Genomic DNA, 24,150 nt, shown 5'->3' with positions numbered 1-24,150 from the left:
ATGCCCAGGTGGCGGAATTGGCAGACGCGCAGGCTTCAGGTGCCTGTGGCCGCAAGGTCGTGGAAGTTCGAGTCTTCTCCTGGGCACCATCGGTGCCATTCACGAAAACGACACCATCAGTGCCAACGATGATAACGGCACTCCCGGAACCAATGACGATGACGTCCTCGTTGGTGCCAGGCGTGCCGTTGGCAGCACGAAGGACCGGCGCGTGAGCCTTACCATCAACGGCGCATCCATTCTCCTGCATCAAGGTGATCTACCGGAGAACGCCATTGCCGCCGATGCCGAGGCGGTGGCGATCGACACCGAGACCACCGGCCTGCATCCGCACCGCGACCGGCTCTGCCTCGTCCAGCTCACCGACGGCCGCGGCACCATCCATCTGGTTCACTTCCCGCCGGCATTCCGTCGCGACGCCGGCCGCGGTCCGTACCCGGCACCGCGCCTGCAGGCGCTGATCGCCGATCCCGCCATTACCAAGCTCTTTCACTTCGCCCGCTTCGATGTGGCCATGCTGGAAACCCACCTGGGCGTGGTGTGCCAGCCGGTCTACTGCACCAAGATTGCCTCGAAGCTGGTGCGCACCTACACCGACCGCCACGGCCTCAAGGATCTGTGTCGCGAGATGCTGGGGGTCGAGCTATCGAAGGAGCAGCAGAGTTCTGACTGGGGCGCAGCGTCGCTGAGCAACGAGCAGCTCAAGTATGCCGCCGCCGACGTGATCTACCTGCACCGGCTTCGGGCGAAACTGGATGAGATGCTGACGCGCGAAGGCCGCAGCGAACTCGCCGCCGCTTGCTTCAGCTTTCTGCCGACGCGGGCGCGGCTCGATGTTGGCGGCTGGGCCGAGGTGGACGTTCTCGCGCATTGACGCATAAAGAGCACAGTCAGGCGCCTAAATAGCACAGCCACCCCTATTCGGAACCCGCCACGCCAAGGGCGGCATGTTGACCAGCACTTTTCCGCCCTACATACTTTAATACTGTTGGAACGTTCTTTGCGAATGAGGCGGCCCCGGGTCGCGCGTGAGCGCGAGAGCCCCTCGACCGCCCCGGATGCAAGACCATATAAGCTCTAGGGAGACAATATCTTGACGACGACTGCAGCACTTTCGCTGGTGGATCGGACGGAGAGCGGCCTCGCATCGGCGCGTCGGGTGCTGCGACTTGAGGCGGCCGGAATCGAGGCGCTGTCACGCTCGCTGAACGATACCTTCGTTCAGGCGCTGGCGCTGCTGACCGACGTCACCGGCCGGGTGATCGTCACTGGCATGGGCAAGAGCGGTCACGTGGCGCGGAAGATGGCGGCGACGCTTGCCTCCACCGGAACGCCGTCGACCTTCGTACACCCGGCCGAAGCCAGCCACGGTGATCTCGGCATGATCACCCACCACGACGCGGTGATCGCCTTCTCCAATTCAGGGNAGACGCCGGAACTGGCCGATCTGGTCAACTTCGCCAAACTCTACCAGATCCCGCTGGTCGGCATCACCGGACGCGCCGGCAGTACCCTTGCCACCGCTGCAGACGTCACCCTGCTGCTGCCGGAAACGCCCGAGGCCTGTCCCATGGGGCTTGCCCCCACCACGTCGACGACGGTGATGCTGGCGCTGGCCGATGCGATCGCGGTGGCGATGCTGGAGCACAAGGGCTTCTCCGCCGACGACTTTCACGTGCTGCACCCGGGCGGCAAGCTCGGTCGCCGGCTGTTGCGGGTTGGCGCCATCATGCACAAGGGCGAGGGATTGCCGCTGGCGCGCCGCGATACACCGATGAGCGACGTGGTGCTGACCATGTCGTCGAAGGGATTCGGCTGTGTCGGCATCGTCGATGAGGCGAGCGGCCGGCTGGTGGGCGTCATCACCGACGGTGACTTGCGCCGTCACATGCAGGATAATCTGCTGCAGTTGCGTGCCAGCGAAGTGATGAACACCAATCCGAAGGCGATCCGCCCCGACGCCCTGGCGAGCGAGGCTCTCGGATTCATGAATGGCCGGTCGATCACCACCCTGTTTGTCGTTGAAGACGGCCGGCCGGTGGGTATCGTTCACCTCCACGACTGTTTGCGCGCCGGCGTTGTCTGACCGTCCAACCGATCCGGAGTAAAATCGCCGCCGCAGCAGCGTGCGGAATGGGGGCGGAGTGACAGCGGCCGAGGGCGAAAGGAGCCAGCGACGACGGTGAAGGCAGAGAAGCAAGCGAGCCATCGGGAGACACTTGGCGGGGCATCGGCCGCCGCGGCGACACGGTCGCGCTCGACCGACGCCGCAGCCGAGCGCCGCCTGCGGTCGTATCGGCGCGTAGCCCGCTGGGGTCTTGTGGGCGTGGTGGTGCTGGTGGTTCTCTTCATTGCCCTTTGGCCGGAGCTGAAGCCAAGCACGACCCGGGTTCAGGTGTCGAACGCTATCACGACGGCCAACAACGTCGTGTCCAACCGGGACGCAGCGATGGATGCCCACTTCACCGGCACGGACCGTTTCGGGCGACCTTTCACCATCACGGCGCCACAAGTGGACAGCGCCGGCAGCGGCGCCGGCCAGGACGGCATGATCCTGACCAAGCCAATCTCCGACATGACGATGACCGATGGGCGCAAGGTGCACCTGACAGCCGATCGTGGGGTTTACAACCCCGATGCGAAGGTGGTCGATCTTTACGGCAATGTGGTCTTCGTCGACGAAAACGGGTATCGGGTGGAAACCTCGACGGCAACGATCAAGCTGGACGAGGGATTGGTTACCGGTGCCGAGCCGGTGGTCGGCTATGCATCCTTCGGTAAGGTGGATGGGGTCGGCTTTCGCATCGTCAACAGCGGCGAGAACGTCTTTGTCAACGGGCCGGCGCGGATGCGCATCACCTCCGCTCAGCCAAGACTGCCGTAACGCAACACCATGATCGAACAGCCATGACGCACCTGCCATGACCGGCCTTCACGACTGTGGCCGCATGCTACTCCCGCTGGCGTACGCCGCCTGCATCGCGCTGTTGCCGCTGACCGCGCTGCGGGCGCAGACCGGCGCGGATGCCGCACCGCTGCAGCGACAGACGATGTCGCGGCACAGCCGGCGGCGCCGGCCATGCTGACACCGGAGTTGTCGCCGCCCGCCTCCGGTAGCGATGCCGCGGCGCCAAGCCCACCCATCGATATCGACTCCACGGGTGGCATCGAGTGGGATCGAGCGCGGCAGATGATCGTTGCACGCGAGAATGCTCGCGCCGTTCGCGGCGATCTGACCGTGACCGCCGACGTGCTGACCGCCTTCTATCGGCAAAAGCCGGACGGCAGTGCCGAGGTCTATCGGCTGGATGCGGCTGGCCGGGTGAACATCGTCACGCCGACGCAGACGGCCACCAGCGACGCCGCCACCTACGATATGGTGAGTACGCAACTGACGTTGACGCGTGCGCCGAAGGGTGAGCGGGTGAAAGTAGTCAGCGGCGACGGCGTGATCACTGCCGATGAGCGCATCGACTACAACCGGACGACGCGGGTGATGGTGGCGCACGGCAATGCCATCGCCGCGCAGCCGCAGCAGACCCTGAAGGGGGACGTTATCACCGCGCACCTGCGGGAGAACAGCGGCGGTAAAGCGGGATCGCGCGGCCAGTTCCAGCAGGTGGATGCGGAGGGCAACGTCGATGCCACAACGCCGGATGAACGCATCATCGCCGATCGCGGCAGCTACTTTGGCGACAGTGACACGGCGGAGTTCACCGGCTCAGTCAAGATCTTCCGCGATGAAAGCGTGCTCGACGGCTGCCGGGCGGAATTCGATCTGGCGTCGGGTTTTAGCAAGCTCCTTCCCTGTGCCAACGCCACCGGCAAGAAAGCGCGCGTCCGCGGCGTGATCGTGCCGACGCCGAAGAGCAGTTGATTGCCGATGGCGGATGACACGCCGGTGGTGAGCGGCGAGAGGGCGACGCAACGGCCCGGGCGCGGAGCGGCGCTTGCCCTGCAGCAGCGGCCGATTACCGACACCGGACTGTACGCCGTCAACATCTCCAAGCGCTATGGCCGTCGTCCGGTGGTTCGCAGCGTCAGCCTGAATCTGCAACCGGGTGAGGTGGTGGGGCTGCTGGGGCCCAACGGCGCCGGCAAAACCACCTGCTTCTATATGATCACCGGCCTGGTTGCGCCGGACGAAGGCCGGGTGCTGCTCAACGGCAACGACATCACCAGCCTGCCCATGTACCGAAGGGCCCGTCTTGGTATCGGCTACCTGGCGCAGGAACCGTCCATCTTCCGTGGTCTTTCGGTGGAGCAGAATCTCCGGGCGGTCCTTGAGGTGGCGGAGAAGACGGAATCGCGGCGTCAAGCGGTGCTCGAAGCGCTGCTGAACGAATTCGCCATCAGCCACGTGCGCGCCAGTCCGGCGGTGGCGCTCTCCGGCGGCGAGCGTCGCCGGTTGGAAATCGCCCGCNGCGCGCTTGCGGCGCATCCGCAGTTCATGTTCCTCGACGAACCGTTCGCTGGCATCGATCCCATCGCCCTCGGCGAAATCCGTGATCTGGTCAAACACTTGAAGGATCGCGGCCTGGGTGTGCTGATTACCGACCACAACGTTCGCGAAACACTCGACGTGATCGATCGTGCGTATATCATCCACGATGGGATGGTGCTGATGGAGGGGACCCCAGCCGAGATTGTCGGCAATGAGGAGGTGCGCCGGGTGTATCTCGGTGAGCGCTTTAGCTGGTAAGTGGTCGCACCATGGCGTTGACGCCCCGCCTCGATCTACGCCAAACCCAGTCGCTGGTGATGACGCCGCAGCTGCAGCAGGCGATTAAGCTGCTGCAGTTTTCCAGCCTGGAACTGCAGGCGTTCGTCGATACCCAACTGGAGCAGAATCCGCTGCTGGAGCGGGACGAACTGGCGCCCGACCACTATGGCATCGACGATGCCCCGACGGACGCCAATGCGGGCAGCGATGCCCGCANNTCCGCCGAACCGCGCACCGTCGATGCGGCGCTTGATGGCAGCAGCGAGGCCTTTACCGCGGCCGACCTCGATGTGGATGTCTTCGACGATNGCGTTCGAAGCGGGGGCACCGATGATGCCGGCCTCGCCGGCCTGAGCGCGTCCGGCACCGGCCAGGGAGCCGGGCGTAGCGGCAGCTTTGACGATCACGAGGCCAATCTCGAGGATATGCTGGCCACCCAGGTGACCTTGAAGGACCACCTGATGAGCCAGATGGCGATGGAGTTCTCCGATCCGATCGATCGCATCATCGGCCTTCACCTCATCGACATGCTCGACGACGCAGGGTACCTGGTGGGAAGCCTGGACGCGGTCGCCGAGACGCTCGGATGTACGGAGGTGCGCGTCGAATCGACGCTGTTGCGGTTGCAGGCGTTTGATCCTGCCGGCGTTTTTGCCCGCAGCCTGCGCGAATGCCTGACGCTGCAGCTGCAGGATCGCGGCACGCTCGACAAGCCGATGCAACTGCTTCTTGCCAATCTGGAGCTCCTCGCCCGCTGTGATTGGGCGAACCTGTGCAAGGTATGCGGTGTCTCGCAGGATATTCTGGTGGCGAAGACACAAGAGATTCGCAGTCTCAATCCCAAGCCGGCGCTTGCCTTTGACAACGTCCACGCCCAACCGGTGATCCCGGACGTGATCATGCGGCAGCAGCCTTCGGGAGGTTGGATTGTTGAATTGAATCCGGATACTTTGCCGCGTGTTCTCGTTAACAATACCTACTACAGCCAAATCAGCCGGACGTCGCGTAACCGCGAGGACCGGCAGTATATCAGCGATTGCCTTCAGTCAGCGAACTGGCTGGTAAAATCGCTGCATCAGCGAGCAACGACGATCCTTAAAGTGGCGACTGAAATTATCAAGCAACAGCAGGAATTTTTTGTCCACGGCGTCACATCGCTGCGGCCGCTGGTCTTGCGTGACATCGCCGAAGCCATCGGCATGCACGAGAGCACGGTTAGTCGGGTGACCTCCAACAAGTATGTCAGCACCCCGCGCGGCATTTACGAACTTAAGTACTTCTTTACCCACGCTGTAGGAGCATCACGGGGCGGCGATGCGCACTCCGCCGAGGCGGTGCGGCATCGGTTGAAGTTATTGATCGATGGCGAGGCGGCGAACAATATTCTCTCCGACGACGCACTGGCCGAAGTCCTGGAGCGCGAAGGAGTCGCCATCGCCCGCCGCACCGTCGCCAAGTATCGGGAAGCAATGGGGATTCCGTCGTCGGTACAGCGCCGGCGGCAGAAGGCAGATGGGTTATGATCGGGTTGCGCTTGACGGTGCTGCTGGTGAAGCCTAGTGTCATCCATCTTGTGAGCCGCCGTTGCCCACTATTGCTGCGCGGGCAGCCCATCCCCGGATCGAGAAACCGGAACGTTAGCGGCAAGGTAGTTCTATCATGGACATTTTGATTAACGGCAGAGGTCTTGATGTCGGCGAAGCGTTGCGTTTGCACATTAATCGCGAATTAGGCGAGACTGTCGCCAAGTATTTCGCCAAGGCACTTGATGCCGGGGTGACTATTTCGCGCGATGCGCATCGTTTTCGGGCCGACATTTCGGTGCATCCCCTGCGCGGCGTCTCCCTGCAGGGTCGCTGCAGCGCCGACGATGCCTACGCCGCCTTTGACGCGGCGATGGAGCGGATCGGCAAACAGTTGCGCCGCTACAAGCGGCGGCTGAGCGATCATCACAAGGGTCGAAGTAGCGACGACGTGGTGATTGCGCAGCAGTTCATCATGGCTCCGGAAGCGGAGGAGGGAGAACTTCCCGCTGAAGGACAGCCGGCGATTATTGCCGAACTTTCGGCCGAGATCGCAACGCTCAGCGTTGGTGAAGCGGTCATGCGGATGGACCTCGCTGACACGCCGGCCATTATGTTTCGCAACCGCTCCCACGGCGGTCTCAATGTCGTCTATCGGCGTCCCGACGGGAACATCGGCTGGATCGATCCCGTCAACGCCGCCAAGACGTAAGAGCAGGCGGAAAAGTATGGAAATTGCCGACTTGCTAAAGCCGGAGCAGGTTATTGCCCGGCTGCGGGCGACGAGTAAGAAGCAGGCATTGCAGGAACTGGCGCGACGTGCGGCGGAACTGACGGGTCAGTCGGAGCGGGAAATCTTCTCGACGCTGATGAAACGTGAGCGCCTGGGGACCACCGGCGTCGGCAACGGCATCGCCATTCCGCATGGCAAGCTGGCCGAACTGGAGCAAATGTTCGGCATATTTGCCCGGCTCGAGCATCCGATCGATTTCGAGGCGATCGACGATCGCCCGGTTGACCTGATTTTTCTGCTTCTTGCCCCCGAAGAGGCCGGCGCTGATCATCTGAAGGCGCTGGCCCGCGTTTCGCGCCTGCTGCGCGACAAGCGTGCCTGTGAAAAGCTGCGGGGTACGGACAACGCCGAGGCGCTTTACGCGCTTCTTATCGACAACACCTCCAGTTGGGCTGCCTGAGCGGCGCACTGCGGGGCGTCCGCAGGCAAGCCGCTGCGGCTACCCCGGCGGGTGTGAGCGTCGATGCTACGGCTCGAGCGTTACGTCGATCGCCACATCGACCGCCTGCGGTGCCGGCGCGGTTGAACCGCTACTAGACCCACGGCAGATGCTGATCCTGCGCACCTCCGGTTCTGGCCGGCGGCGGCGGAGGTCAATATGCAGCAGGCCGCTGTCGAGCGTCGCCCCCACCACTTCAATCCCGTCGGCGATCAGGAACGTGCGCTGAAACTGGCGGGTGGCCAGACCCCGATGGAGAAAGACGCGGGCGCGATCCTCTTCCGGCTTGCGGCCGCGGATGACGATCTGCTGTGCTTCGAGCAGCACCGTCAGATCATCGAGGGCGAAGCCGGCGACGGCCAAGGTAATACGCAGGCCGTACTCCCCGATCTGCTCGATGTTGTAGGGTGGATACCCATCGCCGGCGTTCTTGGTCAGGTGGTCGACGAGGCGTTCCAGATTTTCGAATCCGAGCAGAAACGGGCTGCCAAAGTTGGACGTCCGAGACATGGGCGCGTGCCCCTCCAAGCGAGAGCGAGTACGCTCGCTGACGGGCCCCCAGGATTGGCGAACCCTCCAGTGGCGATCGACAGCCGTCGAAGCCATCCTACATAGGTGGGTCGACGCAACGAAACTTGTCAACGATGTTGCGGCCGCCAACGGCCATGTTGCTCTCTCTTGCGCGTTTCTGCGCCTGACCAAAGGAACCCGAGTGTCGGTTCGCGCGTAAAGCTGCCAAGTTGCGGCAGACAGGCCATGCCGATGGGGCAGGCCATGCCTGCCGTCGGTTGAGCATTGGCGGCGAAGGCGAGGTTCCGGCTGCCGATCCGACGTGGGCGGATGCCTGCCGCCAAAAGCGGACGGTGGTCAAAGCAGGAGTTTGAGATGCGATTTTCCCTCGGCAGTTCTCTCGCCTACCGGGTCGAGACACCGACGCCATTTGTTTTCAACGTTGAAGTGGCGCAGTTCCCGGCGCAGACGATCTGCTCCGAACAGCTCCAGTTGACGCCGTCAGGGCCGATCGAGCGCTGGACGATGCCGGAAAGCGGCAATCGCTACCTGCGGATCAATGTGGAGCCGGGCGATTTTCGTCTGCGCTACGAGGCCGTGGTGGATCTGAACCCGCAGCTCCTCGACGCGAACGCCATCGGCGAAATTGCCGCGGCCGAGCTGCCGCTCGAAGTCCTCACCCACCTTTATCCCAGCCGCTACTGTCAGTCAGACAAACTGGAGCGATTTGCGAGACGGACCTTCGGTGCGCTGCCGCCCGGCTATGAGCGGGTCAACAGCATCTGCAACTGGATCTATGACAACGTCGATTACATCCTTGGCTCGTCTGATGCGCTGACCTCGGCCTTCGATACGGTGACCCAACGGAGTGGCGTGTGCCGCGACTTTGCCCACCTCGGCATTGCCCTCTGCCGAGCGCTGGGCATTCCCGCCCGCTACGTCAGCGCCTACGCTTGGCGTCTCGATCCGCCGGATTTTCACGCCGTGTTTGAAGCCCTGCTCAACGGTCCGACGGGCATTGGCTGGTATGTGTTCGATCCCACCCGCAAGGCGGCGCCGAATGGCTTGGTGCGCATCGGCGTCGGCCGTGATGCGGCGGAGGTCGCCTTCTGCACCCCTTTCGGCGCAGTAGAGTTCGAGCCACCGGAGGTCTGGATCGAGGGCGAAGGCGACGCCAATGCGCCGATGACCACCAGCGCCGTCAAGACGGAGGCCTGAGCGGACACAGAAACGAGCGGGATGGCTGCTGTCCGGTGCGGCTGGCGGGGTCATTTTCAAGAAGGCCGTCTTGCCGTGGTCAGGGTCCTCGGCGCGGCGTCGATCCGCCATCCGGCAAGAAAGATGCCGGCGAGCCAGCCATCATTGATCTCGGATGCCTGTCGCATCATCGCCTCGTAGAAGCTGGCCTGCATCGCGAAATCGGCGGCGACGACGGTTATTATCGCCGCCCTCCGGGCTCCCCGGCGTGGCGGCGATGCGACGGACGCCAGCGGCGGTGAGCAGAATCGGCTTGCGATACTGCGCGGCGAGGCGGGGCCACGGTGTCGCGTGCGCCGTCTGACCGTGCCCGCCTGCCGCAGCAGCGCTGGGTAATGATTGCAGCCAATGGGCAAGAATCGTCTCCACGTTCGACGGCTCTGTCGGGCCCAATGATGCGCACGTCTGGACGCCGATGTAGTCGAGGGCATCCCAGAAGGAAACCCGTAACGCCTCGTCGCTCGCGGCGGCATAGACCAGGGAGCCCTTGAACGTCTGTCGGACAGCATCGATCAGCCGCAGCCAAGTCTGGCGATGCTCAGGCCCGGTGAGACGGCTGAGTTCACAGCCAATGGCCAGCACAGAGGCATCGTAACGTGTGGCCAGCCCGGCATAGCGTCGGATCAGCTGACCATAGCCGGCGAAGAACGTCTCCGTGTCTGCCGGATCGATGGTGCCAGCGGACCGGCTACAATCGAAGACGGTAAGCCTCGGCTCGAGCAGGACGTCGAGACCCGCCTTGCGTGCTTGTTCCACCGCGAGCGCCACATCATCGAAGCTTTCATTGTAGGCGCTGGTGACGAACCGGCAATCGGCGGCAGAGGCGATGGTATGGTTCGGACTGATGGCAGCGGCGGTGAAACCCATATCAGCTAGACTAAGCAGGCTCTCCGCATAGCGGCGGGTGTGATAGGTACCGTGCTGCCAGGAGGGCAGGCTCATGCCGCGGATGATCACGCTCGATGGGGCAGCGATGGCGCCGGCAACCGGCCGTGGCACGAAAGGGGCGACACTGGTGGTGAGCGCCGCGGCCAGCAGTGACCGACGCGACCAGCCGCGGGAGAGGCGTTCGTCTGTGAAGCTGTTCGCTGGATGGTGTGCCTGCGTCATTCTCTCATCCTGCCTACAGCCGCGCGCGCATGCTTGGCACCCGCGGCAGGTAACTTCCCAATCGTCTTACGGCAGGCGCTGAGAATCTGTTGTCGCGATCACATCTGCGGTGGTATTTGTGTCAGGCGCTGCGACCTCCGGTCGCAGCGGGGCGGGGCCGCGCGGCCGGATGATGCGCTGATCGAGGACGAATTCGACGACCACCGGCATCCCGCGCAGCAGACAGAGCGCCACCGATGCGCCAATCAGCCCGCTCGTCACCGCGTTGCCGACGTCGCTCCATCGTTGCCACCAGGCGGCGGCAAGCATCTGCAACGGCTGCAGCAACAACACCCAGGCGAAGGTGGCCGTCTTGACGCCGCCGTAGATGCCGCGCATGGCCCGGCTGGCGACGAGCATTTTGCCGAGTGGCGAGTGCATGATGCCGAAGGGAGTCGCGTCTCCGGACATGACGGCGTAGCGGATGGTATCGACGATGGCGCCGCGGCAAACGAAGACGATAGCCACCCACATGGGGATCAGTCCCAGGTCGCCGAGGACGATCCACAGGACGTTTTCTACCGCGCGGTCGACGGCAATATCGAAGATCGAACCGAACACCGAGGTCTCACCACGGCGTCGCGCCACGTAGCCGTCCAGGCCGTCGAGGGCGATGATGAAGATGACGAGCGGCGCATCGAGCAGTTGCCATGGCGCCGGTGCTCGATAGGCCATGCCGATGAGCAAGAACAGGAGGCAAAAACGCGCAAGTGTGATCAGGTTTGCCATGATGATCGATCGCACCGTTCATAAGCGCAAACGCCGCGGATCAATCTCCGTTCCCACCACCGTTCTTGGCGTGGCGAGAAACGTGCCGACCCACTTACACTCGGCCCGGAGAACTCTTTCCCGTCAAGCGCACAGCGTCTTTAAAAGAGGTCCAGTGCTTCAGCGCCACCACTATACCACAGAGGCGTTGTGATTTGTCGTAAATTTCTATCTATAGGCGATTGCGGGGCATGGCTGTTTACCGGCGGGTCGCGATGGTTCAGATGCCGCCACCGGCTTCGATTGCCCCGGTTAGGTATTCCACCCGCTCNTCCAGCAGCGCATGCAGACGGCTGTCGACGAAGCCAAGCTGCTCCAACCGCCGCACGGTATTGATGAGATAGTCGCGATTGAGCCCGGCGACACCGCGCGCGGCGACGATAATCTCCGCCGTCCTTTGCAGGTCCACTTCGCCGGCATATTGCTGGTGCTCCGGGTCGGCGACGTAGACGTATGCGTCAACCGGGCCATTAATCGTCTCGACCGGCAGCGTCATCGGCTTATAGGCGTAGCCGATCAATTCGCGTTCATCGAGATAGGCGCGGGCACTGGCGGCTTCGGCGGCGGCGACGCGAAAGACGAGGCCGCGACAATTTCCNCCACGATCGAGACCAAGGACTAGACCACGTTGCTCGGGCGTACCGCGATGATAGCACGAGTAGATGCAGAATGAGCGGTGGAAGCCGCGGATGACGGCAGGGATGGCTTCCAGATAGGGAAAGCCCGGCCGCCACATCAGCGAGCCGTAGCCGAAAACCCAGAAGCTGCCGCTCGTATTGCCTGTTTCGGTGCTGGATATGTCCGCCATCGGCCGTATGCTGCTCGTGTGCTTGCCCCATCGTCAGAGGCTCTGGTGATCTTCGCGGTTATTGTGATCATCGAAGCGGCCACAGGTCCAGATCCCGTGGGCAGTCAGGTAAAACCACTGCCTTCGCACCCGGCCACGGAGGGTGCTTGTCGTCATCCGCTGCCTGGGATAGCGTCGGCGCTCCTGCGATAGACGAACCCGTCAATAAACGCCCGTCGACTCGCCACCATCGGGTTCGTCTCGCGCATAGGGACGGCATGGATAGGACATTCGCGAAGGATGCGTAGCGGCGGAATTGGCCTGATCATCGGTGTGGTCCTCGGCATCGTCGTTGGTGCGACGGTGATCGCGCCCCGGTTGACACCGCAGCAACGCGGTACGGCATCGGTGTCGCCGCCACAGGAGATCGCCAAGGATTTACCAAAACTGCTGCTGCCNGCGCCCAGGCGNTCGAGATGAAAATGGCGAGCGCCGTACCAAGCTCGATGCCCATCGCCGGTGCGCTGGGGCGCCGCTTCGACCGGCGGATCAGTGAAGTCTCCCGCGGCGAGATAGAAATCAGCTTCAACGAACCGGGCACATTGGTGCCGATTGGCGACCTGTTCGAGGCGGTTGCATCGGGGGCGGTGGACGCGGCGTTCGTTGCTCCCGGCCTGATAGCGACGCCGTTGCCGGCGTTCAACCTCTATGGCGGTTACCCGTTTGGCCCCCGTAGCAACGCCCTGATTGCTTGGCTCTATGCCGGCGAGGGGATGGACATTCTCCAGGCGATGGCTGAAGCGCATGGCATGCGCGCAATCGTCTGCGGCGTGCTGCCAGCGGCAGCGGCGGGCTGGTTCCGGGAGCCGGTGGAGATTGTTACCGATTTGCGGGGCCTCAAGGTCGGCATCAACGGCCTGGGTGCCAAGGCACTCCACCGTCTCGGCGCCCAGACTCATGCCTTCGATGTGGCAACGGTGAAACAGGCGATCGAAACGCAGAGGTTGGATGGTGTCATATACTCCGCGCCATCGATCGACCGCGCGGTGGGGTTTCATGACCTGCTGAGCAATTACTACTTGCCGGGATGGCAGCAGTCGNCCGGGGTTCTCGCCGTGTTGATTAATATCAAGAAGTGGCGGCAGCTGCGCAGCGGGCAACGCGTTCAGGTGGAGACCGTTTGCGGTGATAACGTGCGCGATGCCCTTGCCGATGGCGAAGCTGCCCAATATCAGGCGCTCAAGGAACTGGAGGAGGGCGGAACCACGCTGCATCGCTGGCCGACGCCCATCCGTGACGAGCTGCGCCGGGCTTGGTTGCAGATCGTCGAGGAGGAAGGCACTGCCAGTGCCGAGTTCCGTCGCGTCTGGGCGTCGATGAACAAGTTTCGCGAAGAACACGCGCAATGGGACGACATCGACGCGCACTGACGAGCGCCACTGCCGTCCCGCTTGCCGGTCTGAGATTGCCGGGCCGAAACCGCGGCCGGCATCGCACTCTACGTCTCGCGCTGTCGCATCCTGATCGCGTATATCGTGCATCCTGGCTCGCATCCAGGCCTAGGCACGGTGCCAAATGTTGGTGTCACCGCCTTGGCTTGGCGGTGCGTCGAATCGCGCGCGGCGACAGTTACTTTGCGGCGGCGGTGCTGGCTACCCAGCCGCGCTCCTTGAAGTAGCGTAGAGCGCCGGGATGCAGCGGGATGGCGATCCCGTACTGGCTCATCGTCTCGGCGTTGAGCGCGGCGAGGGCAGGGTGGAAGCTGCGAATCTCGTTGAGATTCTCCATCACCGTACGCGTGAGTGCGTAAACCAGATCCGCATCCATGTCGGCCGTGGTCACCAGGGTGGCAACGACGCCGATGGTCGGAATGTTGGTAGCCGTGGTGCCGTACATGCCTTTCGGGATCGTCGCCAGCGCGTAGCCTGGAACATCCTTGACCAGCGCCCGCGCAGGTGGATCCTGCACCGGAACCAGGTAAGCGCCACATTCGTCGGTGGCGCGGGCGATGCCGGTATCGGGGACGCCGATCACGTAGACGTAGGCATCGATGGTTCCGTCGCACAACGCCTGAGTCTGGGCTCCCGGCGGCAACTCGGCTGCTGTGGCGAAGTTCGCTGCCGTAATGCCGTAGCGCTTCATCAGCGCTTCCATCATTTCCCGCTGCCCTGAGCCGGGCGCACCGATGTTGACGCGCTTGCCGCGCAGATCGGCAAACTTGTGGATACCGCTGTTCTTTGCGGAGACGAGATGGAACGGCTCGGCATTCAGCGAAAATACCGCGCGCAGGTTGCTCATATCGATCACGCCGTCGTTTGCCGTCGCACTGAAGGCGGCATCGGCGATATCCGACTGGACGACAGCGAAGTCGAAGCGGTGTGCCGCCAGCTGGTTAATGTTGTCGATCGAGCCGCCAGTGGGTTGGGCCGAGCAGCGCACCATCGGTTTGTTGGTCGCCGCTGAGTCAATGGCGAGCCGGGTGAGCATACGGCAGATCGCCTGGCCAACCGGATAATAGACGCCGTCGACGCTGCCGGTGCCGATGGTGAAAAAGGTCTTCGGTTCATTCGCACCGGCGGGTGCAACGAACGCTCCCAGGAGGGCAATACCCGCCAGCGTCGCCAGCAGCACGCGACGAAGGTATGTCATCTTGAACGGTGCCTTTCACAGCAATTGGGTCGATCCAGCCCCAGAGCCACGCCATAGCCAGTTTCCTGTTCTGACGACGCAGCGGGTGGGATGGATTGCGATCGGGAAACCGGCCCCAGGGACCGCGCAAGCCATCAGCATCAGCGCGGCCAGACAATCAACCGAGTACCATCAACCGACCGCAGCCAACCAACTGCAAGCAACCGACTGGCCCCCGAACCGAGACACCGCGCATCGTCGGCATCCCTTATAGCCAACACGCCGGTGACGAGGCAATGATGCGAACCGTCACCGTCGACCATCGCTGCCAAGTGCGGCGATAGCGATGGTCGGCGGCGGACCGGCCGGAAAGGCAATCATCAGCAGACGCAACCACAAGACCAACGGTCCGCTGGATGGGGAGCCGAAGTGCTGCGCGACGCGGCTGGCCAGCGCCGACGCTGACAGCAAAACAATCGTTATGCCAGCGATTGTGCTTTGGCTATCGCGCTAAAGAACGTGAAAAACGTTCAGTAGAACGATGGCAACCAGTGGCACGCCGAGTGCCCAAAGAATAATTGATTTCATCGCGCTTCTCCCGACTAATCCGAAGTAGCCAGCGGCGTTGCTTGCGAAGTTGTGCGAGCAGCGTGCGAAGCATACGACTTCAACGATCAGGCGTGAGAATCGTTCCCTTTAAGCCGTCCAGGCTTGGCGCGGCGGCGGCTCATTAGACGCACCCGCACCGTGTTGCCGGGTTTGCGGGCTGGCAATGGCGTTCGCCGATTCAACGGCACTGCCTTTTCGATGATCCCTTGCGGCCGTCGCCGTTTGTGCCGGCGCAGCTGGCTGACCTGACCCGGACGGCGGACGCATCCCTGCCGATGTGGCAGGACGCGAGCAAACCCAAAACGACAAGTGCGGTCGATGCTGCCAACATAGCGGTGACATTCCCCTGATGTGGTCGATTGCACACAGGACTAAACCCTATAATCCACCCCATTAGGGTGTCAAGCGCTGCGTGCGCTGCCGATCGGTGCGTATATAGATATTAGTTATGTATATAAAGAAACCAATAATATTGATCTGTGGCGGTAATGGGGCAGGAAAATGTCGGCGCTCGCAGGCTGGTGAATCGACAGCGGCGGGCAGATGCGGCAGAGTGCCTGTGCACGAGGCGTGTGGGGATTACGCGGCATCGGCGGTTCGCCCGCCCGTGATCAACACCCTAACGGGCGTCCGGTGTTTTCCTGTCGCGGTATGCCTATGATCGTCTCGGCCAGCTATCGCACCGATATCCCTGCGTTTTATGCCGAATGGTTCCTGGCGCGACTGCAGGTGGGATCGGTGCGCGTGCGCAATCCCTACGGCGGGCCACCATCGACCCTGTCGCTTCGCCCGCCCAACGTCGAGGGGTTCGTCTTCTGGACACGCAATTGCGAAAAGTTCCGCCCGGCGCTGGCGGCGGTCGCCGCCATGGGGGTGCCGTTCATTGTCCAGTTTACCGTCACCGGCTATCCGCGGTCGCTCGATGTGGCGACCATCGCCAGCGATCGCGCGGTGGCGCAACTGCGCAGCCTGTCGCGTGAATTCGGTTCGGTCTCGGTTGTCTGGCGCTACGATCCGATCATCTCTACCTCGCTGACGCCACCCGCCTGGCACCGAGATACCTTCCGCCGCCTAGCCGATGCGCTTGCCGGGGCGGTGGACGAGGTGGTCGTCTCCTGGGCGCACATCTATCGCAAAACCGCACGCAATCTCGCCGCCGCCACCACCGCCGGTACGTTCACCTGGACTGATCCGCTGGCGGCGACAAAGCAGGCGTTGCTGGTCGAGCTTGCCGCCATCGCCGCTCAGCGCCGAATGCGCTTGTCATTGTGTTCGCAGCCGGAGTTTGCCTGCGAAGGCGTCGGCGTCGCCCGCTGCATCGACGCCGAGCGTCTCGCCGCCATTGCCGGCCGGCAGCTCAGCGCCGCCCGCAAGCCGCACCGCGACGGCTGTGGCTGCTGGTCATCGCGGGATATCGGTGCCTATGACAGCTGCCCGCATGGCTGCATCTACTGTTACGCGGTGACCAACCAGACGCTGGCCAAGCGCCGCTTTCACGCCCACGACCCGGCGCACGATTTCCTCATCGCCTGACGCACCGGCCTAACGCACTGGCCTGAAGTGCCGGACCGAGCGCCGGTGCCGAAACTTTCGGTCAGCCGGCGCCGTGGCATTTGGTTACAGCGTCTCGTCGACGCGCGCACCTGAACGCTGCTCGCCCTCCTGCGGCTGCTGATAGCGCTCGCCCGTGGCCGTGGCCCGCGGCGTAAAGTCAAAGATGTTCTCTGCCGCCGGACCACCGGCTTCGCTGGCGTCGGCACTCGGTGCGGCGGAGTCTGCGGTAGCAGTACCGGAGCCCTCGCTGACCGGTGCTTCCGCCGCTGCTGGCGGATCGGCGACCACATCGGCCGCAGCCGCCGTTGCGGCGGCACTGTCGGGCACCGCCGCTCCCGGCGGCAGTTTCGGCCCGCCGCGGGAGATACCGACCCGCGCCGGCCGCAGGGTACGGTCGTGAAGCAGATAGCCGTTTTCCAGCACCTGCAGCACCGTTCCGTGCGGCACCGTGAGGTTCGGGATCTCGAACATCGCCTCATGCACGTGCGGATCGAACAGCACGCCTTCCGCCGGGATTGGCTTGATGCCGTTGCGCTCAAGCACGGCCAGCAGCCCGCGCTCGGTCATCTCGATTCCGCTCATCAGCGTTTCAAGAACGGGATCGCTGGCACGCGCCACCGGGTCGACACTGGCCATGGCTCGCTGCAGATTGTCGGCAACGACCAGTGTGTCGCGGGCGAAGTTGCTGATGGGNTACTGGCTCGCATCCTGGCGGTCGCGCGCTGCCCGGCGTCGGACATTCTCCACTTCCGCCAGCGCACGCAGCCGATCTTCCTTCAGCTGGGCAATCTGCGCTTCCAACTCGGCGAGCTTCGCTTCCAGATCCACGGCCTCGGCGGACGCCGCTGCTGATGGCGTCGAAGCCGATGCGGTCGCCTCGCCCAGGTCGCTCCGGTTCTGGTCGTTCAATTCACCGCCTTGTGGCATTGTATTCCCTCGTCCTTGCTTAACCGATCATTCGCCCGATCAATTTCGCGGTGTAGTCTACCATCGGAATGATCCGGGCATAATTCATCCGTGTCGGACCGATCACCCCGATGGCGCCGATGATCTTCTCTCGGCCGTCGCGATAGGGGCTGACGATCATCGAACAGCCGGTCACATTGAACAGCGGGCTGCTGGCGCCGATGAAGATTTGCACCCCTTCGCCGCCCTCCACCATCGAGAGGACCTGCAGCATCGTCTCCTTGGTTTCCAGCAGGGCGAACAGCGCGCGGATCTGCTCCAGTTCGCCGATCGCCTGCACGTCGTCGAGCAGGTGAGCCTGTCCGCGAACGATCAACTGCCCGCTCTTGCCGTCGCCGCCCCAGGTGGCGAGGCCCGATTCCACCACCCGGCCGGTGAGTTGATCGAGCATGTCGGTGTGCCGCTGCAGTTCGGCCAGGATCTCGGTCCGCGCTTCGACAATGGTCCGCCCCACTAGCCGCGCTGAGAGGAAGTTGGATGCTTCCACCAGCGCCGACGGTGGCAGATCGGGCGGCGTCTCGATCACCCGGTTCTCCACCACGCCCGCCTCGGTGACGATGACGACGAGGGCGCGGGACGGGCTCAGGCTGACCACCTCGATATGTTTCAGCGGCAGTTCGGTCTTCGGCGCGGTCACCAGTCCGGCGCAGCGGGCGAGACCGGAAAGCGCGGTGGTCGCCGCCTCGAACAGCCCGTCGATGCTGGTGGACGATCCGGCACACTGCTGCGACAGACTGCGGCGGTCGTCGTCGGCAAGTGCCCCGACGCCAAGCAGGCCGTCGACAAACAGGCGCAATCCGGCTTCCGTCGGCAGTCGCCCGGCGGATGCATGCGGCGAAAACAGCAGTCCCGATTCCTCAAGGTCCGCCATGACGTTGCGGATCGTCGCCGGCGAGAGGCTGACCGTCAGCCGCCTGGAGAGGGTGCGCGAACCGATGGGCTCTCCCGTCTCCAAATACGCATCGACCACCTGCCGGAATATCTCGCGCGACCGCGCACTCAACTCGCCAATCATTGTCGGCCGTTACCAGTGTTCCGGCATGGTTGCGTGGGAGTATCCGTTACTCTGCTCTCGCCCTCGCCGACGGGATCGCAATGATAACTTCCGCGCACCGTCAGCGCATTGTGTATGTGTGTGATGTAGTCGCTTCACCGGGCCCGCGTCAATGCGTCGGGCTTTGACCACCGCCAGGGTAGGCGTTAGGGTGCCGCGACTTAGTGTGCTTGCAGTTCCCAGGGAAAGGTTGGAAGTCGCCATGCGACCATCAGGGCGCGCGCCCACGCATCTCCGCCCGATCAGTCTGGAGGTTGGCGTCAATAAATATGCCGAGGGCTCCTGCCTCGCCCGCTTTGGCGACACGCACGTGCTGTGCACGGCCACCGTTGAGCAGCGGGTGCCCGGCTGGATGCGCGACGGCGGCCGTGGCTGGGTGACCGCCGAATACGGCATGCTGCCCCGCGCCACCGCCGGGCGCACCGACCGCGAGGCGAGCCGAGGCCGGCAGACCGGCCGCACCCAGGAGATTCAGCGGCTGATTGGCCGCAGCCTGCGTGCGGTCACCGACCTCAAAGCGCTGGGAGAGATCCAGGTGCGGATCGACTGCGACGTCATCCAGGCCGATGGTGGCACCCGTTGCGCCAGTATCACCGGTGGCTACGTGGCGCTTTACGCTGCCTTCCGCCGGCTGGTGGAGCTTGGCATTATCAAGAAGGTGCCGCTGACCGATCAGGTGGCCGGGGTCTCCTGTGGCCTCTATCAGGGTGACGCCGTGCTCGATCTGGACTACGCCGAGGACAGCGCCGCCCAGGCCGATGCCAACTTCGTCTTTACCGGCTCGGGGCAGATCGTCGAGATTCAGGCTACCGCCGAGGACAAGCCATTCGACGAGACGCAGTTTCTGTCGCTGCTGGGCCTCGCACGCAAAGGGGTCGATGAACTGACCCGCCTGCAGCGCGAAGTACTCGACCTTGCATAGCATCCGGGAAGCCTCCGGNCGATGAACGCGCAAACGCCGCGCCGGCTTGGCACCGGCACGCTGGTGATCGCCAGTCACAACGCCGGCAAGGTGGCGGAGATCGGCGACCTGCTGCGCCCCTTCGGCACCAAGGTGGTCTCCGTCGGCGCGTTGCAGTTGCCGGTTCCGGACGAGACTGAGACCACGTTTATCGGCAACGCCATGATCAAGGCGCGCGCCGCCGCGGCCGCCACCGGCCTGCCGGCGCTGGCCGACGATTCCGGCCTCTGCGTCCATGCCCTTGGTGGCGAACCGGGCGTCTATTCCGCCGACTGGGGTGGTCCGGAGCGGGATTTCGCCCTCGCCATGCGCCGGGTGGAGGAGCGGCTGCAGGGAGTTGCCAACCGACGCGCCCACTTCGTTTGTGCCCTCGTCGTCTGCTGGCCGGACGGCCAATGCGCCAGCTTTGAAGGTGTCGTCCACGGCGAACTTATCTGGCCGCCAAGGGGCTGCAGCGGCTTCGGTTACGATCCCCTGTTCGTGCCCGACGGTTACGCCCAGAGCTTCGGCGAAATGACGCCAGAGGAGAAACATCGCATCAGCCACCGCGCCGATGCCTTCGCCAAACTGGTCAGCGCATGCTTCTAGCCTGCCGGCGCCGCGCCACCACCGTCCTCCTCAGCCTCGGCCACGCCATCGATCATTTCGTGCTGCTGATCTTCGCCTCGGCCGTCGGTGCCATCGCCGCCGACTTTGCCATGGATTGGGAGCAGCTCATGCCTTACGCCACCGGTGCCTTCCTGCTCTTCGGCATCGGTGCCGCATTGGCGGGACGCCTTGGCGACCTGTGGGGCCGTCGGGCGATGATGCTCGTCTTCTTTTTCGGCATTGGTGCGGCGACAATCGCTGTCGCCCTGGCGCAGGCGCCCTGGCAACTGGCGGCAGCGCTGACGATCATGGGGGCGTTTGCCGCCATCTACCATCCCGTCGGCATTCCCATGCTGGTGGAAAACGCGCCCGACCCGGGCTGGCGGATCGGCATCAACGGTCTTGCCGGCAATCTCGGCATCGCCGCTGCGGCCGCCGTCACTGGGATGCTGGTGACCTGGTCGGGCTGGCGGATGGCGTTCATTGTCCCCGGGTTGCTCGCCATCGCCGCCGGAACGGTGTTTGCCGTTGTCGCGCCACGCGAACATCAGCCGCCGGCAAAGCGGCTGGCACAAACGATCCCGCTGCCAAAGGCGGACGCACTGCGGGTGTTCGGCCTGCTGACCGACGGCGTCGCCATCTGCAGCGCGCTGATCTTCAACTTCACCACCAACGGCAACGGTCAACTCCTCGCCGAACGGATGGAGGTGGTTGCCAGCGATCCGGCGAAGAGTGGCTTGTTGCTTGCCGTGGTCTACGCCATTGCCTCGCTCGCACAGCCGCTGGTTGGTCGGCTGATCGACCGGCTGCCGTTGAAGCGGCTGTACTTTGCCGTGGTCATCGCCTTGCCGCTGGTGTTCCTGGCTACGACCGCAGCTACCGGCTGGTGGTTCTACCTGCTGCTGATTGCGCAGATGGTGCTGATCTTCGGTCAGATCNCCTTCATCGACGCGGTAAGCGTTCGCTATTTCGACGATCGCATCCGCTCGCGGATCACCGGTCTCCGGTTCACCATCGCCTTTGGCATCAGCGGGCTGGCGGTCGCCGGGCTGGGGCCGCTGGTGCGCTCAGCCGGCTTCCAGGCGTTGTTTCTGCTGCTGGCGACGATCGCCGCGATGACCGTCGTCCTGGTGCTCGCCATGCCGGACGTGGAGGACGCGAAGCGCCTGCCGGCGGCGGCCGCGGCGGAGTAGGGATCGCCCCCGATGGGGATTGCAGCCGCAATGGCGGGTGACGAACTGGCCATCTATGTGCATTGGCCGTTCTGTCTTTCGAAATGTCCTTACTGTGACTTCAACAGCCATGTCGCGGCGAGCATCGACCACGAGCGCTGGGCCGCAGCCTACGCCCGCGAGCTTGCCGCCTACGCCGAAGCCACCCGTGGCCGCGTCGTCGCCAGTGTCTTCTTCGGCGGCGGCACACCATCGTTGATGCGTCCGGTTACCGTCGCCGCTGTCCTCGATGCGGTCGCCGCCCTGTGGCCGGTTGCCGACGATGTGGAGGTCACCCTTGAAGCCAACCCCACGTCGGCTGAAGCGGGCCGCTTCGCTGGCTTTCGCGCCGCCGGGGTCAATCGGCTGTCGCTCGGCGTCCAGGCGCTGGATGATGCGTCGCTGGCACGCCTCGGCCGTGTGGCCNACTCCGCCGCCGACGCCCGCGCTGCGGTGGCGCTCGCGGCGCGCATTTTCCCGCGCAGTTCCTTCGATCTGATCTACGCCCGGCCGGGACAGACGCTCGCTGCCTGGCGCGCCGAACTGGCGGAAGCGCTAAGCTTCGCCTCCGGCCACCTGTCCGTCTATCAGCTGACGATCGAGCCGGGGACGAAGTTTTATCGCGATGGCGTCGCCGCCGCGGATGAAGATCGTGGCGCCGACCTCTACGAGCTGACCCAGGACATGCTGGAGGCCGCGGGCTTGCCAGCCTACGAGATCTCCAATCACGCCGGCCCGGGGAACGCCTGTCGGCACAATGTCGTCATCTGGCAGGGTACGGACTATCTCGGCATTGGCCCGGGGGCGCATGGAAGGCTCACCGTCGGCGGCACCACCGCGGCGATCCGCGCCCTGCGCGCGCCGGAGAAATGGCTGCGGGCGGTGGAGGAGCGGGGTGACGGCGTGGCCGAGCGGCTGCCGCTGGCTGATCGGGAGCGTGCCGAGGAACTGCTGCTTTCGGGGCTGCGGCTCACCGCCGGACTGGATCGCAAGCGTTTTCGCCGCCGGAGCGGCCGCGACCTCCTGGCCTGCATCGATGCCGACCGGCTGGCGCAGCTGATCGAGGCTGGCTTTCTGATCGTCGATGAACTGGTGCTGCGCGCTACGCCCGCCGGTCGGATGCGTCTCAACGCGGTGATGGCGGCGCTCCTCGCCTAAGCTGGCACAGCACGAAGCCTAGCAGCCTGTCGGACTTAACGCGAGGCGGAGCTGTGGGTTATAGAATCCGGGCATGGATTCACGCCCCCGGCCCGGACCTCTTCGGCATGAGCAACTTCCGCCCGATCGACCGCGACAGCGGATTTCTGATGCCGCCGTCGGTGGACGAGTGGCTTCCGCAGCGGCACTTGGCGCGGTTCGTGGTGGAGGTGATCGCGGGGCTGGATCTGCGGCCGATGACCGGCAGCTACCGTGGCTCTGGGAAGCGTCCTACCACCCCAGCCTTCTGCTGGGCATTCTGATCTACGGCTACGCCACCGGGGTGTTCTCCAGCCGCAAGCTGGAGCGGGCGACCTATGACAGCGTGGCGTTCCGCTTCATCGCGGCGAACGATCATCCGGACCATGACACCATCGCCGCGTTCCGCCGACGCTTTCTGCCGCAGATCGAGAAGCTGTTCGTCCAGGTGCTGGTGCTCGCGCGCGAGATGGGCGTGCTGAAGCTGGGAACGGTCGGGCTCGACGGGACCAAGGTCCACGCCAATGCCAGCCGGCACAGCGCGCTGTCCTATGACCATGCGGGCAAGCTGGAGGCCCAACTGCAGGCCGAAGTGGCCGATCTCATGGCCAAGGCAGAAGCGGCGGACCAGGTGGACATCGCTGACGGCATGTCGATCCCCGACGAACTGGCGCGACGTGAGGAACGGTTGTCCAGGCTCGCCGAGGCCCGGGCGAAGATCGAGGCCCGCGCGAAGGAACGCTTCGAACGGGAGCAGGCAGACCATCAGGCGAAACTCGCAGCACGGGACGCCAAGGCAGCGGCCACCGGCAAGAAGCCCACGGGCCGTGAGCCGAAGCCGCCGGTGGCGACGCCGCTGCCCACGGATCAGATCAATCTGACCGACGAGGAAAGCCGCATCATGGCGGTGGCGGGCGGCGGTTTTGAGCAGTGCTACAATGCGCAGGCGGCGGTGGCGGCGGGCAGTCTGCTGGTGGTGGTCGCCGACGTGGTGCAGGCGCCCAACGACAAGCAGCAGCTTACACCCATGCTGGACAAGATCGGCACTCTGCCGGACGTGCTCGGCAGGCCGGACATGCTGTTGGCGGACAATGGCTACTTCAGCGAGGCGAATGTGCAGGCCTGTGTGGCCGGCGGGATCGAACCGCTGATCGCACTTGGTCGCGAGGCGCATCATCTCAGCCTGCAAGAGCGCTTCGCTGCGGCGCCACCGGCGCCCGAAGACCCCACCCCGGTTCAGGCGATGGCGTATCGGCTGCGCACGCCGCAGGGCCGCGCGCTCTACGCCCTGCGCAAGCAGACGCCCGAGCCAGTGTTTGGCATCATCAAGTCCGTGCTGGGGTTCCGGCAGTTCCTGCTGCGCGGGCTCAATGCCGCCCGTGGCGAGTGGAGGCTTGTAACCATGGCATGGAACCTGAAGCGGATGTTCGCCCTCAGCCGCGCCGTCTAGCCTG

Annotated in this window: 23 protein-coding genes, 1 tRNA gene and 1 pseudogene; 18 read left to right on the top strand and 7 right to left on the bottom strand. The window is 64.2% G+C overall.

Annotated features, from left to right (window positions below; genetic code table 11):
- The first annotated feature begins 2 nt into the window (after window positions 1–2).
- The 10 genes from HQ394_RS08405 to ptsN all read left to right on the top strand — a co-directional run bounded on the left by HQ394_RS08405 (window position 3) and on the right by ptsN (window position 7,439).
- A tRNA-Leu gene (locus tag HQ394_RS08405) sits at window positions 3–89 on the top strand.
- A 122-nt stretch (window positions 90–211) separates the two neighbouring features.
- Complete coding sequence (locus tag HQ394_RS08400) at window positions 212–874, top strand: ribonuclease D (protein ID WP_407644721.1); 663 nt, start codon at window positions 212–214, stop codon at window positions 872–874.
- Window positions 875–1,120: 246 nt separating this feature from the next.
- On the top strand, window positions 1,121–2,086 hold the full coding sequence (locus HQ394_RS08395) for a KpsF/GutQ family sugar-phosphate isomerase (protein WP_456151567.1): 966 nt from the start codon (window positions 1,121–1,123) through the stop codon (window positions 2,084–2,086).
- Between the two features lie 96 nt (window positions 2,087–2,182).
- Window positions 2,183–2,884: an LPS export ABC transporter periplasmic protein LptC gene (gene lptC / locus HQ394_RS08390; RefSeq protein WP_190262856.1), complete on the top strand. Its 702-nt coding sequence runs from the start codon at window positions 2,183–2,185 to the stop codon at window positions 2,882–2,884.
- 37 nt (window positions 2,885–2,921) lie between these two features.
- A complete protein-coding gene (locus HQ394_RS08385) occupies window positions 2,922–3,086 on the top strand; it encodes a hypothetical protein (protein ID WP_190262855.1) in 165 nt (54 codons plus the stop codon).
- Window positions 3,080–3,877 (top strand): LptA/OstA family protein, encoded by a 798-nt coding sequence (locus tag HQ394_RS08380; protein WP_190262854.1) that lies wholly within the window; start codon window positions 3,080–3,082, stop codon window positions 3,875–3,877. The genes HQ394_RS08385 and HQ394_RS08380 overlap by 7 nt, the downstream gene beginning before the upstream one ends.
- 6 nt (window positions 3,878–3,883) lie before the next feature.
- Window positions 3,884–4,702 (top strand): LPS export ABC transporter ATP-binding protein, encoded by an 819-nt coding sequence (lptB, locus tag HQ394_RS08375; protein ID WP_190262853.1) that lies wholly within the window; start codon window positions 3,884–3,886, stop codon window positions 4,700–4,702.
- A gap of 11 nt (window positions 4,703–4,713) precedes the next feature.
- Window positions 4,714–6,246: an RNA polymerase factor sigma-54 gene (rpoN, locus tag HQ394_RS08370; protein WP_190262852.1), complete on the top strand. Its 1,533-nt coding sequence runs from the start codon at window positions 4,714–4,716 to the stop codon at window positions 6,244–6,246.
- Between the two features lie 136 nt (window positions 6,247–6,382).
- Entirely contained in the window at window positions 6,383–6,958 is a 576-nt protein-coding gene (gene hpf / locus HQ394_RS08365) for a ribosome hibernation-promoting factor, HPF/YfiA family (RefSeq protein WP_190262851.1), read from the top strand.
- Between the two features lie 16 nt (window positions 6,959–6,974).
- On the top strand, window positions 6,975–7,439 hold the full coding sequence (gene ptsN / locus HQ394_RS08360) for a PTS IIA-like nitrogen regulatory protein PtsN (protein WP_190262850.1): 465 nt from the start codon (window positions 6,975–6,977) through the stop codon (window positions 7,437–7,439).
- A 66-nt stretch (window positions 7,440–7,505) separates the two neighbouring features.
- On the opposite strand, the gene HQ394_RS08355 is transcribed toward ptsN, so the two are convergent.
- Window positions 7,506–7,988, bottom strand: a complete 483-nt coding sequence (locus HQ394_RS08355) for an Hsp20 family protein (protein ID WP_190262849.1) — start codon at window positions 7,986–7,988, stop codon at window positions 7,506–7,508.
- A gap of 375 nt (window positions 7,989–8,363) precedes the next feature.
- Here HQ394_RS08355 and HQ394_RS08350 point away from each other — a divergent pair, with 375 nt between their 5' ends.
- Window positions 8,364–9,206 (top strand): transglutaminase-like domain-containing protein, encoded by an 843-nt coding sequence (locus HQ394_RS08350; protein WP_190262848.1) that lies wholly within the window; start codon window positions 8,364–8,366, stop codon window positions 9,204–9,206.
- 141 nt (window positions 9,207–9,347) lie between these two features.
- Here HQ394_RS08350 and HQ394_RS08345 read toward each other — a convergent pair whose 3' ends face one another.
- The 3 genes from HQ394_RS08345 to HQ394_RS08335 all read right to left on the bottom strand — a co-directional run bounded on the left by HQ394_RS08345 (window position 9,348) and on the right by HQ394_RS08335 (window position 11,970).
- The gene (locus HQ394_RS08345; protein ID WP_190262847.1) at window positions 9,348–10,355 is read right to left on the bottom strand and encodes a glycoside hydrolase family 113; all 1,008 of its coding nucleotides are present in this window, start codon (window positions 10,353–10,355) and stop codon (window positions 9,348–9,350) included.
- A 66-nt stretch (window positions 10,356–10,421) separates the two neighbouring features.
- Window positions 10,422–11,123, bottom strand: coding sequence for a CDP-alcohol phosphatidyltransferase family protein (locus tag HQ394_RS08340; RefSeq protein ID WP_190262846.1), 702 nt, complete (start codon window positions 11,121–11,123; stop codon window positions 10,422–10,424).
- Window positions 11,124–11,382: 259 nt separating this feature from the next.
- Window positions 11,383–11,970 carry a gamma-glutamylcyclotransferase gene (locus tag HQ394_RS08335; protein WP_190262845.1) on the bottom strand — a complete coding sequence of 196 codons (588 nt, stop codon included), beginning with the start codon at window positions 11,968–11,970 and terminating at the stop codon, window positions 11,383–11,385.
- 455 nt (window positions 11,971–12,425) lie between these two features.
- Here HQ394_RS08335 and HQ394_RS08330 point away from each other — a divergent pair, with 455 nt between their 5' ends.
- Window positions 12,426–13,379 (top strand): TRAP transporter substrate-binding protein, encoded by a 954-nt coding sequence (locus HQ394_RS08330; RefSeq protein ID WP_190262844.1) that lies wholly within the window; start codon window positions 12,426–12,428, stop codon window positions 13,377–13,379.
- 199 nt (window positions 13,380–13,578) lie between these two features.
- On the opposite strand, the gene HQ394_RS08325 is transcribed toward HQ394_RS08330, so the two are convergent.
- On the bottom strand, window positions 13,579–14,598 hold the full coding sequence (locus tag HQ394_RS08325; RefSeq protein ID WP_190262843.1) for a TAXI family TRAP transporter solute-binding subunit: 1,020 nt from the start codon (window positions 14,596–14,598) through the stop codon (window positions 13,579–13,581).
- 1,245 nt (window positions 14,599–15,843) lie between these two features.
- On the opposite strand from HQ394_RS08325, the gene HQ394_RS08320 reads away from it, so the two are divergent.
- Window positions 15,844–16,719, top strand: a complete 876-nt coding sequence (locus HQ394_RS08320) for a DUF1848 domain-containing protein (RefSeq protein ID WP_190263208.1) — start codon at window positions 15,844–15,846, stop codon at window positions 16,717–16,719.
- A gap of 84 nt (window positions 16,720–16,803) precedes the next feature.
- On the opposite strand, the gene grpE is transcribed toward HQ394_RS08320, so the two are convergent.
- Both grpE and hrcA read right to left on the bottom strand, forming a co-directional pair.
- A complete protein-coding gene (grpE, locus tag HQ394_RS08315; protein ID WP_190262842.1) occupies window positions 16,804–17,667 on the bottom strand; it encodes a nucleotide exchange factor GrpE in 864 nt (287 codons plus the stop codon).
- Window positions 17,668–17,686: 19 nt separating this feature from the next.
- On the bottom strand, window positions 17,687–18,721 hold the full coding sequence (gene hrcA / locus HQ394_RS08310) for a heat-inducible transcriptional repressor HrcA (RefSeq protein ID WP_190262841.1): 1,035 nt from the start codon (window positions 18,719–18,721) through the stop codon (window positions 17,687–17,689).
- 241 nt (window positions 18,722–18,962) lie between these two features.
- Here hrcA and rph point away from each other — a divergent pair, with 241 nt between their 5' ends.
- From rph to HQ394_RS08285, 5 genes and pseudogenes are all read left to right on the top strand, one after another.
- Window positions 18,963–19,682 (top strand): ribonuclease PH, encoded by a 720-nt coding sequence (gene rph, locus HQ394_RS08305; RefSeq protein ID WP_190262840.1) that lies wholly within the window; start codon window positions 18,963–18,965, stop codon window positions 19,680–19,682.
- A gap of 21 nt (window positions 19,683–19,703) precedes the next feature.
- Window positions 19,704–20,309, top strand: coding sequence for an RdgB/HAM1 family non-canonical purine NTP pyrophosphatase (gene rdgB, locus HQ394_RS08300; RefSeq protein WP_190262839.1), 606 nt, complete (start codon window positions 19,704–19,706; stop codon window positions 20,307–20,309).
- Window positions 20,300–21,502, top strand: a complete 1,203-nt coding sequence (locus HQ394_RS08295; RefSeq protein ID WP_190262838.1) for an MFS transporter — start codon at window positions 20,300–20,302, stop codon at window positions 21,500–21,502. Before rdgB ends, HQ394_RS08295 begins: the two co-directional genes overlap by 10 nt.
- Window positions 21,503–21,514: 12 nt before the next feature.
- Complete coding sequence (gene hemW / locus HQ394_RS08290; RefSeq protein ID WP_223291960.1) at window positions 21,515–22,678, top strand: radical SAM family heme chaperone HemW; 1,164 nt, start codon at window positions 21,515–21,517, stop codon at window positions 22,676–22,678.
- A gap of 107 nt (window positions 22,679–22,785) precedes the next feature.
- Window positions 22,786–24,146: pseudogene (locus tag HQ394_RS08285) on the top strand (IS1182 family transposase).
- The last annotated feature ends 4 nt before the right edge of the window (window positions 24,147–24,150 follow it).

The sequence above is a fragment of the Defluviicoccus vanus genome, assembly GCF_014672695.1.
Taxonomy (GTDB): Bacteria; Pseudomonadota; Alphaproteobacteria; order Rhodospirillales; family Defluviicoccaceae; genus Defluviicoccus; species Defluviicoccus vanus.
This window is presented reverse-complemented; position numbering and strand designations above follow the sequence as displayed.

Coding starts and splice junctions, on each gene's coding strand:
- HQ394_RS08385 (WP_190262855.1), top strand. CDS start 2,922: ATGACCGGCCTTCACGACTGTGGCCGCATGCTACTCCCGCTGGCGTAC.
- HQ394_RS08380 (WP_190262854.1), top strand. CDS start 3,080: ATGCTGACACCGGAGTTGTCGCCGCCCGCCTCCGGTAGCGATGCCGCG.
- hpf (WP_190262851.1), top strand. CDS start 6,383: ATGGACATTTTGATTAACGGCAGAGGTCTTGATGTCGGCGAAGCGTTG.
- ptsN (WP_190262850.1), top strand. CDS start 6,975: ATGGAAATTGCCGACTTGCTAAAGCCGGAGCAGGTTATTGCCCGGCTG.
- HQ394_RS08355 (WP_190262849.1), bottom strand. CDS start 7,988: ATGTCTCGGACGTCCAACTTTGGCAGCCCGTTTCTGCTCGGATTCGAA.
- HQ394_RS08350 (WP_190262848.1), top strand. CDS start 8,364: ATGCGATTTTCCCTCGGCAGTTCTCTCGCCTACCGGGTCGAGACACCG.
- HQ394_RS08345 (WP_190262847.1), bottom strand. CDS start 10,355: ATGACGCAGGCACACCATCCAGCGAACAGCTTCACAGACGAACGCCTC.
- HQ394_RS08340 (WP_190262846.1), bottom strand. CDS start 11,123: ATGGCAAACCTGATCACACTTGCGCGTTTTTGCCTCCTGTTCTTGCTC.
- HQ394_RS08325 (WP_190262843.1), bottom strand. CDS start 14,598: ATGACATACCTTCGTCGCGTGCTGCTGGCGACGCTGGCGGGTATTGCC.
- HQ394_RS08320 (WP_190263208.1), top strand. CDS start 15,844: ATGATCGTCTCGGCCAGCTATCGCACCGATATCCCTGCGTTTTATGCC.
- hrcA (WP_190262841.1), bottom strand. CDS start 18,721: ATGATTGGCGAGTTGAGTGCGCGGTCGCGCGAGATATTCCGGCAGGTG.
- rph (WP_190262840.1), top strand. CDS start 18,963: ATGCGACCATCAGGGCGCGCGCCCACGCATCTCCGCCCGATCAGTCTG.
- rdgB (WP_190262839.1), top strand. CDS start 19,704: ATGAACGCGCAAACGCCGCGCCGGCTTGGCACCGGCACGCTGGTGATC.